We start from the raw sequence: 9,803 nt of genomic DNA, 5'->3' as shown, positions 1-9,803 counted from the left end.
TCAGCGTAGGTGCAGGCCGCCGCTTCCTCCCAGTCGCAGTCGATGCCGAGGTCGGCGACGGTCTCGGCGGCCCGGCGGATCGCCGCCGACTGCGACTCGGCGTACAGCCGCGCACCCTCGCGGCCGCGGGTGCGGCGCAGATGGTCGTAGACCAGGGTGTGCAGCGCGGTCAGCTTGGCCGTCGTGTGGCCGGTGACCCCGCCGGCGATCCGGCCCGCCTCCAGCACGGCCACCTCCCGCCCGCGCTGGGACAGCTCCCAGGCGGTGCTGAGCCCCGCCATGCCGCCGCCGACCACCGCGACCTCGACGGAGATGTCCCCGGCCGGCGGAGGAGCGGGCTCACCACCCGGCGCGGTCTCGATCCAGTACGACCCCCTGAGTCCTTCATGGGCGTTCATGGCCGCCGAGTTCCCTCTCCGCCGAAGTGACACGCGCAGGTGCCCGAATGGGCGCCTGGCCCCGGGCCGGGTGAGCCGGTTGCGCGGTTGCGTCGCGGTACCCGGCAGCTGACCGAAGACCGATACGGGGCAGACACCCGGCGAGGATGCCCAGCATGGCGGGGGCAGGCACGCCCGGCCCGGGTACTCGTGCAACGCCGCCGCATGCGGCGGAGAGAGCGAGGGCACGAGCCATGACGACACCGATGCCGGGCACCCGCCCGGGGACCCAGAACCGTGGGGTCCGTACGAACCTGCTCGGGATCTACCTCAACGACCATCTGGCAGGTGCCACGGTCGGAGCCGCTCGCTCCGGGTTCGCGGCCCGGTCGCATCGCGACCCGCCGTTCGCGGAACCGTTGCGGCGCCTCGCGGGCGAGATCGCCGAGGACCGTGCGAGCCTGCTGCGCATCATGGGGAGCCTGGGCGTGCCCAAGCGCCGTTACAAGGTCGCGGCGTCCGGCGTGGCCGAGCGGCTGGGGCGACTCAAGAGCAACGGGCGCCTCTACGGGCGTTCACCGCTCACTCTGGTGATCGAGCTGGAGTTCCTCCGGCTGGGGGTGAAGGGCAAGGAACTCGGCTGGCGCACGCTGCGCGCCCTGGCCGAGGCGGACGGCCGCATCGACGAGCAGGAACTCGACGGACTGATCGAACGGGCCGAGCGGCAGATGGGCACGCTGGAGGAGCTGCGCGTCAGGGCGGTCCGGGATGTCCTGCTCACCGGTTGACGCCGAGCGGGAAGCCGACGGGTTGGACGACAACTTCAGGGAACTCGAAATGTCGACCTCATCCCAAGAGAAGAGGGAAAGGATCAAACATGTCCAACCCTCAGCGGCCCCAGCAGCGGCGCAGCCGTAAGGGGGGCGTGGCGTAACACCGCAGGACAGCGGGGAGCTCAAGGCCCGCCAGATCGAGGAGACGGGCGAGGGCCACGCCCTGGCACGGACAAGGGGAACAAGGGCGGCGGAGAAGGCGGCGGAGTGTCGCCGGACCAGCAGTTCGATCACCCCTGAGCCGCCGGGGCCGCGTGACCATCCGAGAGAAGGAACGAGGAGGAAACGAGATGCCTGCCGGATCGAGTTCCAAGCGGGAACGACAGTACGAGCACATCAAGAAGAGCGCCCAGGACCGGGGCGAGTCCGCCGGGCGGGCCAAGGAGATCGCCTCGCGGACGGTCAACAAGGAGCGTGCGAGGTCGGGCGAGTCGAAGACCGCGAGCAAGTCCTCGACCGGTGACCGCAAGTCCGCGTCCCAGCGCGGCGGGCAGCGCTCGCACAGCGGCGCGCAGGGACCGACCAAGGACCAGCTGTACGAGGAGGCCAAGAAGCGCAACATCGACGGCCGTTCCTCGATGACCAAGCAGCAGTTGCAGAACGCTCTCGGTCGTTGAGGGGGTGAGGCGGATGCGGCCCGAGGTGGACCGGATCGCGCAGCCCTGGGGCGACCGCACCCCTTACGGACGCGGCGGAGCCTGGCCGGTGCGCGTCGACTCATATCTCGAACCCGGCGTCACGGCCGACGCCGTCGAGCGCTGGGTCCCCGCCGCGTCGCTGCTGCACTCCAACGGTGACGCGATGGACGTCGCCGTCACCCGCGGCCGGATCGTCGGGGTGCGCGGGCGGCCCGGCGACCGGGTGAACCGGGGCCGGCTCGGGCCGAAGGACCTGTTCGGCTGGCAGGCCAACCATGCCGAGGACCGGCTGACCACTCCGCTGATCCGACAAGGCGGGCGTCTGGTGCCCTGCGGTTGGGACACGGCCATGGGCCGGATCGTCGCCCGGAGCCGGGAGCTACTGGGTGAGAGCGGCCCCGGCTCCCTCGGCTTCTACACCACAGGCCAGCTGCTCTTGGAGGAGTACTACACCCTGGCGGTGATCGCCCGCGCCGGGATCGGCACCAACCACCTCGACGGCAACACCCGCCTGTGCACCGCCACCGCCGCCGAGGCACTGAAGGAGACCTTCGGCTGCGACGGCCAGCCCGCCTCCTACACGGACGTCGGCCACGCCGACGTCATCGCCCTGTTCGGGCACAACATGGCCGAGACGCAGCCCGTGCTGTGGATGCGGGTCCTGGACCGCCTGGAAGGACCCGATCCGCCCCGTCTCGTGTGCGTCGACCCGCGGCCCACCCTGGTCGCCCGCCGCGCGGCCGTCCACCTCGCGCCACGCGCCGGTACGAACGTGGCCCTGCTCAACGCCCTCCTGCACGAGATCATCCGCACCGACCGCGTCGACCACGACTTCGTCGACGCGCACACCGTGGGCTTCGAGGAACTCACCGAGGGCGTCGCCGACTGCACACCCTCCTGGGCCGCGCGCATCTGCGACGTACCGGCCGGGAAGATCACCGATGCCGCCGAGGTCCTCGGTGGCGCCGAGCGGCTGCTGTCCACCGTCCTCCAGGGCGTGTACCAGTCCCACCAGGCCACCGCCGCCGCCTGTCAGGTCAACAACCTCCAGCTGATCCGCGGCATGCTCGGCCTGCCCGGCTGCGGGGTCCTCCAGATGAACGGCCAGCCCAGCGCCGAGAACACCCGCGAGTGCGGCGCCAACGGCGACCTGCCGGGCTTCCGCAACTGGGAGAACGAGGCACACGTCGAGGACCTCGCGGCGATCTGGAACGTCGACCCCTCCCGCATCCCGCACTACGCCCCGCCCACCCCCGCGATGCAGATCTTCCGCTACGCCGAACAGGGCTCCATCCACATGCTGTGGATCACCGGCACCAACCCGCTGGTCTCCCTCCCCGAACTCCACCGCATCCGGCAGATCCTCGGCCAGGAACGGCTCTTCACCGTCGTACAGGACCTGTACCTCACCGAGACCGCCCAGCTCGCGGACGTGGTCCTGCCCGCGGCGACCTGGGCGGAGAAGACCGGCACGCTCACCAACGCCGACCGCACTGTCCACCTCTGCGAGAAGGCCGTGGACCCGCCAGGCGAGGCCCGCCCGGATCTGGACATCCTCCTCGACTACGCCCACCGGATGGACTTCCGCGACAAGGACGGCCGCCCGCTGGTCGGCTGGCACGACGCCGAATCGGCGTTCGAGGCGTGGAAGAAGTGCAGCCGCGGCAGACCCTGCGACTACACCGGGATCACGTACGACCGGCTGCGCGACGCCGGCGGCATCCAGTGGCCCTGCGCCGAGGACACCCCGGACGGCACCGAACGCCTCTATACCGACGGCATCTCCTGGGCGGCCCCCGACGACTGCGAGACCTACGGCAGGGACCTGGTGACCGGTGCATCCGTCTCCGAGACCGAGTACCGCGCCCTCAACCCCGACGGCAAGGCAGTACTGAAGGGGGCCGAGTACGTCCCGCCCCACGAGAGGACCGACGAGACCTACCCCCTCCAGCTGACCACCGGCCGGACCCTCTACCACTTCCACACCCGCACCAAGACCGGCCGCACCCCGCAACTGAACTCGGCCGCCCCGGAGGTGTGGGTGGAGGTCTCCGCCGACGAGGCGCTGCGGCACGACGTGACCGAGGGGGACCTGGTGGAGGTCACCAGCCCGCGCGGCTCGGTGCGGGGCCGGCTGCGGATCACCGGCATTCGCGACGGCATGGTGTTCCTGCCCTTCCACTACGGCTACTGGGACACCCCCGAAGGCCACCGCCCCGGCGCCGACGACGGCCGGGCCGCGAACGAGACGACGATCACCGACTGGGATCCGGTCTCCAAGCAGCCGTTGTTCAAGACCGCCGCCGCCCGTCTGACCCTCGTCGAACGCGGCGACAGGGCCTGCAGCCCGGCGCCGACCACCACCGCGTCGGCCCCAGCCGAGCCAAGCGGGATTCCGCCGACCGTGGGCGGACCGGCAGCCGTCGCCAAGCAGAGCGAGAGCGCATCATGAACGGCACCACCCTTGTCCTGCGCGCCCTGCACGACGGCGAGCGACAGCTGGAGAGGGATCTGCTCGCCGCTGCTGACCGGCACAGCATCGAGCACGAGTTCCACCACGTCGCCAGGGACGTCGCCCGCTGGTCGCATGACCACGCCGAGCGCATCGCCCGGGCCGCCGAACCGCTGGGCCTGGACCTGTACGGCCCCGCGGACCACCCGGAGCCGAGTCCGCTGGCAACGATGCGGGAGACCGTCAGCCGTGCCCTCGGCCGACAGCACGCCCCCGGCCTGCTCCTGCTACGCGACCTCCGCGACCTGCACCTCGCCGCCACCGAGAACTCCCTGAGCTGGGAGATGCTCGCGCAGGCCGCACAAGCCGCCAAGGACACCGACCTGCTCGACCTCGCCGCCGCCTGCCACCCCCAGACTCTGCGCCAGCTGCGCTGGACCAACACCATGATCAAAACGCTGTCACCGCAGTTGCTCACCAGCCTGTGAGCCGGTGCGTCAAGCGGAATCCGCCCGCACAAGAAGCAGGGGCCGTGTGGATCGTCTTCTCGCTGCCCCCGCCGGGAAACCGTGGGTGACATGGAAAGGTCGGGCAAGCAGGCGAAGACGGGCGACGGTGTCTGCCCGCCGGGGGTGCTGCGCGGCTATGCGATCCTCGCCGACGGGGAACGCGGGCGCGAGGTATCGGTCAAGGGCCCCGGACCTCCGCCGGTGAGCCCGACCGGCTGTGCGGGGCCGGGCTCACCTTTGATGTGACCAGCCGCTTCTTCGAGCTCCGATCGGGTGACCATGGAGCGCAGCCGAGCCAGCTTTTCGAGGTCCCCTCCGAACGTTCGTACCGACGGACTTCGCGGACTCGTCGTGACGGATGCGACGGATCGACTCCTGGCCGCGATGGGTTGTTCTGGACGCCACCGGGTATCGGCTGCCGGGCTCCGCCAACGGCGCTTGACAACGGCTGTGAGTCTTTACCCGGCTGGTCATGGACTGCATCTGGGCCGGTAAGTCTCTCTGGGACGCCGACCATCCCGGAGGTCACTCCTGTGCGACCACCCGGATCGTGTCCAGCTGTGTGTCGGCCGCGTCGGGCAGGTTCATGCCTGCCGTCACACCGCTGGTCAGGTAGCGCAGGACGGGGTCGGTGAGGCGTTCGCCGGGGAGTACGGCGGGGATGCCGGGCGGGTACGGCGTGATCATCTCGCCGGCGATCCGGCCTGCCGCGCGGTGCGTGGGGATGTCCTCGTGGGGCTCGAAGTAGGCGTCGCGGGGCAGCCGGGCCTGTTCCATCCGCAGCTCGGCCGGGGAGGGCACGGCGACGCGCGGCGCGTCCCGCAACTCGTCGGCGTGGTCGGCGAGGTCGCGCAGGGCGGTGAGCAGCCGCTCGGCCGTCTGCTCGTCGTCGGCGTGGGTGAGCTGGGCGCTGATCCGCCGGTGGTCGAAGAGGTGCATGTCGAGGTGGTGGTGTTCGCGCAGCCAGTCGGCGGCCCGGTAGCCGGTGGTCGCCAGCGCCTCGATGTCCATGACGACCGGGAGGGGGTCGAACTCGGTGGCGCGGTCCGGCCCGCAGAAGTCGCCGGCGTCGTTGACGTGGAAGCCGTCGATGTCCTCGATCGCGGCCCGGGTGCGCTCGGTCAGCCGCAGGGCGTGGTCGAGGAGGTCGTGGCCGTGCTGGGCCATCTGCCGGCGCCAGGCGTCGATTCCCGCGTAGAGCAGGACGTTGGGACTGGTGGTGCCGAGCAGGTCGGCGCGGGAGAAGAGTTCGGCGGGGTCGATGAGGTCGCCCTGGAGGTGGAAGACCGAGCCCTGTTCCAGGCCGCTGCCCATCTTGTGGATGCTGGTGACGCAGACGTCGGCGCCCGCATCCATCGCCCAGGTGGGCAACTCGTCGTGGAAGGGCAGATGCGCGCCCCATGCCTCGTCGACGATCAGCGGTTTGCCCCGGCGGTGACAGATCTCGGCGATGCCGCGCAGCTCGGCGGCGGTGCCGTACGGGGTGGGGCTGGTGACGAGGGCGCCGTCCGCCTCGGGATGCTCCGCGAACGCCTTCTCGTAGGCGGCGGCCGACGGGGGGTGCGCGAGGTGGCGTTCCGGGTCCCACCGGGGTTCGACCCAGATCGGCTCCACGCCGGACAGGATGAGCCCGGCGATCACCGACTTGTGGGCGTCCCGGCCCACGATCAGGCCCCGGCCGTGGCAGGTCACGCTCAACATGGCGGCCTTGACCGACAGGGAGCTGCCGCAGGTCGAGAAGAACGTGTGTTCCGCGTGCACCGCGTCGGCCATCAGCTCCTCGGCCCGCTCCAGTACCCGGCTCCGGGACAGCCGGTCGTCCATGCCGCCGTTGGCCAGCACGTCACCGAGGTACACGGCGTCGCCGAGGACCGCTCGGGCCCGGGGGTCCGCGCCGCGTGCCTGTTTGTGCCCCGGCGGGGAGAACCCCAGCTCGTCGGCCTCGTGGTAGCGGGCGAGGGCGTCCAGGAGGGGTGCTTCATCATGGTTGAGACCCATGGTTGCGGAGTTCCCACGACGACTGACCGCATGCCTGTTGCGCGGTCCGGCACCCGCGGTACCCGGCAGGCGCCCGTTCGGGGACGAACGAAGGGACAGGGGCAGGTCCCTGGGAGCCGGTGCGGGACACGAGCGGCAACCCGATCACCTCGGGAACAATCGCATGCGGAAGCGCGCCCCGCGCCTGCGTGCGAGTGTCCTCGTGACTGGGGAGCTCCAGCCTTCACTGAGCGCGTTCCGGCTGATGCGCGAGCAGGATGTCGACGCCGTGGCGGTGACGGACAACGGCCGCCGCGTGCTCAAAGAGCCGGGGATCCGCCGACAACTGTGACAGGGCCTGACTGCCCGCGCGGGCAGGCCGCGGCGCTCGATCAGCCGAGAGCCGGGACTTCGCGCGACGCGGTCGCGGTCCGCAGGCAGCGCCGGAGTTCCTCGGCGTACGGCAGGGCGACACCACCCGCGATGATCGCGGCGAGCCCCGCGAGGTACGCGGCGGGCAGCGGATGCTCCTTGGGCAGCAGCTGCCAGTCCTGCGGGTCCGGGCCGCCCGCAGCCGTTCCCGACGGCCGGTCAGCTGTCCAAGAGGCTGATTACCGAGGCGAAGCAGACGGTGGAGCGGTCCTGGCTGGGCGAGGTGTCCGCGGTGGTGCTCCAGCAGTCCCTGCGGGACGTCGAGACTGCGTACCGCACCTTCTTCGCCTCCCTCAACGGCGATCGCAAGGGGCCCAAGACGGTGCTCCCCGTTTCAAGTCCCGCAAGGAGAGCCGTCAGGCGATCCGGTTCACCGCCAACGCCCGCTGGTCCATCACCGACAAAGGGCGCCTGAACCTGCCGAAGATCGGCACGGTGAAAGTGAAGTGGTCCCGCACGCTGCCCACCACGCCCTCCTCCGTCACCGTCATCAAGGACGCGGCCGGCATCGGTTCTTTACTTGCGTGAACAAGTGCACTTGCGACGTGAAGCCTCGGGGAGCGGCGCCGACGGGTCGGTACCGAGGCGGGTCGAAGCGCCCGTGCCGGGCACTGGGGGTTGATGGGTGCTCTGCTCTCGCTGGCCTCGGCCGTCTGTTACGGCGTCGTCGACTTCGCCGGCGGGCTGCTGTCACGCCGGGCGCACTTCACGGTGGTCACCTTCCTCGGGCAGATCGGCGGGCTGCTGCTGGCGCTGGCGGCCGCGGTCCTGCTGCCCGCAGCGGCGGTCCGCTCTCCGGACGTCTGCTGGGGAGCGCTGTCGGGGGCGGGCAGTGGGACCGCCATGTACTGCCTCAACCGGGGCCTGACGCGGGGAGCCATGAGTGTCGTGGTGCCGGTCAGCGCCGTCACCGGAGTCGCCCTGTCCGTACTGTGCGGGGTGTTCTTCCTGGGCGACCGGCCCACCCCGGCGGCCTGGCTGGGTATCTGCGCCACCGTGCCCGCCCTGTGGCTCGTCTCCGGCGGCATCGGTCCGGGCGGGGACCGGAGGGCCCTGGCGGACGGCCTGCTCGCCAGCTCGGGGATCGCCGTGCAGTACATCGGGCTCGCCCAGGCGGGCCCGGCGAGCGGCCTGTGGCCCGTGGCCGCCGGCCGTCTGGCCGCCGTTCTCCTCCTGCTGCCGGGCGCCCTACGGCATGTTTCCCGCTTTCGGCGGCCACCGGGCCTCCTGGCCGAAGCGGTGGTGATCGGAGCGGGCGCGGCCTTCGCGCTCATCCTTTACATGCGGGCCGCCCAGCTGCAGATGCTGGCCGTCGCCGTCGTGCTGGCGTCCCTGTACCCGGCGATCCCCACCGTTCTCGGCGTCGCGGTACTACGCGAGAGGCTCACCCGGGCACAGGTGACCGGCCTGGTGAGTGCGGCCCTCGCGATCGTTCTGCTGACCCTGGGGTGACGCCAAGGCCGCGGGGGGACACTGGGGGCATGAGCCATCCAACCGGGAGTGACGACGATCGTTCCAGCCAGGCCGACCATTCCCGCCCGGGGCCGCCTGCGGTAGTCCAGTACGAGTCGCACGGGGTCCAGGTGTTCGTGGCCCACGGCGCCTACGACCCGGCCTCGATCGCGCCGCTCGCGGAAGCGCTGCAGCCAGCTGCCGAGAAGCACCCCAGGGTGGTGGTCGACACCGGTGGCGTCACCTTCGCGGATTCGGCCTTCCTGAATCTCCTGCTCGGCATCCACCACACGACCGACCTGCGCATAGTCGCGCCGCCGACCCAACTGCGGCGCTTGCTGGAGCTCACCGGGGCCGACCGGGTCCTCAAGGTGCAGGCGAACATGGAGGACGCCACGGCGTGACCGGTGGGCCTCAGCCCTCGACTCCCGTGGCGGTGTGGGCCGCGCCGACGGGCTTGGATTCAGGGGATCCGCGTTGGCGCAGGTAGACGGAGAGGATGGCCATCGAGGCGACGGCGAGGAGTTCGGACTGCCAGTTCTGCAGGGTGCGGTTCCAGAAGTCGGCCGAGCCGAGGTACTGCGGCCAGGAGACCGGCGCCTGGAGCTGGCGCAGGTGCTGCTCGTTGTAGGCGGCCGCGCCGGTGATGGACTGGGCGAGCCATGACCAGATGAAGATCGCGCCCATGACGAGGCCCAGGGAGCGTGAGTACACCGTCTGCCGCCATCCCGTGCCGGCCGCCCAACGGGGCGAGGAGGGGCCTGCATGCTCGCCGACCTTCTGTTCCCGGTCGCTCTGCACGCCGGCCTGGTCCAGCTCCTTGGACTCGGGCGAGCCGCGCTGGAGCAGCCAGACGGTGCCGAAGATGTAGAGGAAGAACTGCAGGTACTCCGACTGCCAGTTCTCGGTGACGTCCACCGCGAAGTCGGAGGTCGCCAGGTAGGGGAGGAAGCCGATCGGCTGCAGCCCGTCGGTGACCAGCTGGTTGTTGAAGTCGGCGTGGCCGGACACGGCCTGGCCCGCGAGGGTGAGCAGAAAGCCGGTGCCGAAGGCCAGGGTCAGGCTGTTGTGGGTCACGAACCGTGTCAGGCGCTTCACCGGTGCATCAGCCCCACGGCGGTGAAGTAGGAGAG

General features: G+C 70.9%; 11 protein-coding genes and 1 pseudogene. 9 read left to right on the top strand and 3 right to left on the bottom strand.

From position 1 onward, the window contains the following. On the bottom strand, positions 1 to 398 hold a 398-nt coding region (locus AB0D59_RS48115), incomplete at its 3' end, for an FAD-binding oxidoreductase (RefSeq protein ID WP_362578554.1). A gap of 233 nt (positions 399 to 631) precedes the next feature. Between AB0D59_RS48115 and AB0D59_RS48110 the strand changes: the two genes are divergently transcribed. The 5 genes from AB0D59_RS48110 to AB0D59_RS48090 all read left to right on the top strand — a co-directional run bounded on the left by AB0D59_RS48110 (position 632) and on the right by AB0D59_RS48090 (position 5,055). Beyond that, positions 632 to 1,165 (top strand): hypothetical protein, encoded by a 534-nt coding sequence (locus AB0D59_RS48110; protein ID WP_362578551.1) that lies wholly within the window; start codon positions 632 to 634, stop codon positions 1,163 to 1,165. 335 nt (positions 1,166 to 1,500) lie between these two features. After that, entirely contained in the window at positions 1,501 to 1,827 is a 327-nt protein-coding gene (locus AB0D59_RS48105) for a plasmid stabilization protein (RefSeq protein ID WP_362578548.1), read from the top strand. A gap of 13 nt (positions 1,828 to 1,840) precedes the next feature. Beyond that, positions 1,841 to 4,300 (top strand): nitrate reductase, encoded by a 2,460-nt coding sequence (locus AB0D59_RS48100; protein WP_362578545.1) that lies wholly within the window; start codon positions 1,841 to 1,843, stop codon positions 4,298 to 4,300. Further along, on the top strand, positions 4,297 to 4,788 hold the full coding sequence (locus tag AB0D59_RS48095; protein ID WP_362578542.1) for a hypothetical protein: 492 nt from the start codon (positions 4,297 to 4,299) through the stop codon (positions 4,786 to 4,788). The genes AB0D59_RS48100 and AB0D59_RS48095 overlap by 4 nt, the downstream gene beginning before the upstream one ends. Before the next feature lie 90 nt (positions 4,789 to 4,878). Continuing rightward, positions 4,879 to 5,055 (top strand): hypothetical protein, encoded by a 177-nt coding sequence (locus AB0D59_RS48090; protein ID WP_362578539.1) that lies wholly within the window; start codon positions 4,879 to 4,881, stop codon positions 5,053 to 5,055. A 279-nt stretch (positions 5,056 to 5,334) separates the two neighbouring features. Here AB0D59_RS48090 and AB0D59_RS48085 read toward each other — a convergent pair whose 3' ends face one another. After that, complete coding sequence (locus tag AB0D59_RS48085) at positions 5,335 to 6,807, bottom strand: aminotransferase class I/II-fold pyridoxal phosphate-dependent enzyme (protein WP_362578536.1); 1,473 nt, start codon at positions 6,805 to 6,807, stop codon at positions 5,335 to 5,337. 163 nt (positions 6,808 to 6,970) lie between these two features. On the opposite strand from AB0D59_RS48085, the gene AB0D59_RS48080 reads away from it, so the two are divergent. From AB0D59_RS48080 to AB0D59_RS48065, 4 genes and pseudogenes are all read left to right on the top strand, one after another. Then, positions 6,971 to 7,138 carry a hypothetical protein gene (locus AB0D59_RS48080; RefSeq protein ID WP_362578533.1) on the top strand — a complete coding sequence of 56 codons (168 nt, stop codon included), beginning with the start codon at positions 6,971 to 6,973 and terminating at the stop codon, positions 7,136 to 7,138. A 219-nt stretch (positions 7,139 to 7,357) separates the two neighbouring features. Beyond that, positions 7,358 to 7,725, top strand: a pseudogene (locus tag AB0D59_RS48075) (transposase); the annotation flags it as partial. A 114-nt stretch (positions 7,726 to 7,839) separates the two neighbouring features. Next, a complete protein-coding gene (locus AB0D59_RS48070) occupies positions 7,840 to 8,670 on the top strand; it encodes a DMT family transporter (RefSeq protein WP_362578530.1) in 831 nt (276 codons plus the stop codon). A gap of 29 nt (positions 8,671 to 8,699) precedes the next feature. Continuing rightward, positions 8,700 to 9,074 carry an STAS domain-containing protein gene (locus AB0D59_RS48065; RefSeq protein ID WP_362578528.1) on the top strand — a complete coding sequence of 125 codons (375 nt, stop codon included), beginning with the start codon at positions 8,700 to 8,702 and terminating at the stop codon, positions 9,072 to 9,074. A 10-nt stretch (positions 9,075 to 9,084) separates the two neighbouring features. On the opposite strand, the gene AB0D59_RS48060 is transcribed toward AB0D59_RS48065, so the two are convergent. After that, on the bottom strand, positions 9,085 to 9,768 hold the full coding sequence (locus AB0D59_RS48060; RefSeq protein WP_362578525.1) for a DUF6766 family protein: 684 nt from the start codon (positions 9,766 to 9,768) through the stop codon (positions 9,085 to 9,087). Positions 9,769 to 9,803 lie beyond the last annotated feature (35 nt).

The sequence above is a fragment of the Streptomyces sp. NPDC048417 genome (assembly GCF_040651615.1).
Lineage (GTDB): Bacteria > Actinomycetota > Actinomycetes > Streptomycetales > Streptomycetaceae > Streptomyces.
The sequence above is the reverse complement of the archived record's forward strand: the minus strand, read 5'-3'. Positions and strand labels throughout refer to the sequence as shown.

Bases quoted from the DNA above. Each gene is read 5' to 3' on its own strand.
- AB0D59_RS48110 (WP_362578551.1), top strand. From the start codon at position 632: ATGACGACACCGATGCCGGGCACCCGCCCGGGGACCCAGAACCGTGGG.
- AB0D59_RS48105 (WP_362578548.1), top strand. From the start codon at position 1,501: ATGCCTGCCGGATCGAGTTCCAAGCGGGAACGACAGTACGAGCACATC.
- AB0D59_RS48100 (WP_362578545.1), top strand. From the start codon at position 1,841: ATGCGGCCCGAGGTGGACCGGATCGCGCAGCCCTGGGGCGACCGCACC.
- AB0D59_RS48095 (WP_362578542.1), top strand. From the start codon at position 4,297: ATGAACGGCACCACCCTTGTCCTGCGCGCCCTGCACGACGGCGAGCGA.
- AB0D59_RS48090 (WP_362578539.1), top strand. From the start codon at position 4,879: ATGGAAAGGTCGGGCAAGCAGGCGAAGACGGGCGACGGTGTCTGCCCG.
- AB0D59_RS48085 (WP_362578536.1), bottom strand. From the start codon at position 6,807: ATGGGTCTCAACCATGATGAAGCACCCCTCCTGGACGCCCTCGCCCGC.
- AB0D59_RS48080 (WP_362578533.1), top strand. From the start codon at position 6,971: ATGCGGAAGCGCGCCCCGCGCCTGCGTGCGAGTGTCCTCGTGACTGGG.
- AB0D59_RS48070 (WP_362578530.1), top strand. From the start codon at position 7,840: ATGGGTGCTCTGCTCTCGCTGGCCTCGGCCGTCTGTTACGGCGTCGTC.
- AB0D59_RS48065 (WP_362578528.1), top strand. From the start codon at position 8,700: ATGAGCCATCCAACCGGGAGTGACGACGATCGTTCCAGCCAGGCCGAC.